The sequence below is a fragment of the Pseudomonas sp. EL_65y_Pfl1_R83 genome, assembly GCF_963970695.1.
GTDB lineage: Bacteria > Pseudomonadota > Gammaproteobacteria > Pseudomonadales > Pseudomonadaceae > Aquipseudomonas > Aquipseudomonas tritici.
On record NZ_CAXAQI010000396.1, the window covers coordinates 1 to 461 of the forward strand.

Consider the following 461-nt stretch of genomic DNA (forward strand, 5'->3'; position numbering starts at 1 on the left):
CTGCACATTGGTGGAGTCACCGACCTTGGCGACCAGCGGGCTGTTGATCGCGTTGGCGAGGAGGACGATCACCGACTGTTGCGACAGGTTGATATATTTGGTCGCATTGCCCGAGCCGCCGCTGCCGTCGAACGTGCCGTCGGGCGTCGTGGTCGTGGCCACGCCGAGTTGCGCCAGCGTCTTCGAACTCGTCATATAGGTGTTGACGCCGCGCGCATCGAGCCGGTTGACGTGGTCGGTGATCTTGCTGCCGAGCAGGATCTGCGTGAACGGACCGAAACTGACCGGGATCGTAGCGTCATAACCGCCGAACACGTCGCGGTCGGTGGTGACGCTGTAATCGAGGCCGCCGATCTGCGCGCCGATCAGCATGTAGACGAAGGGCTGGAACGCGATCGCGATGAACGCTGCCCCGAGCAGATAGACGATATGCGCCGATTGCAAGGCGCCAGCGAGCGGGG

General features: G+C 63.1%; 1 protein-coding gene. It reads right to left on the minus strand.

The features are described 5' to 3' along the window. The coding region (locus AACY08_RS29480; RefSeq protein WP_339472611.1) for a hypothetical protein at positions 1-461 on the minus strand (461 nt) is incomplete at both ends.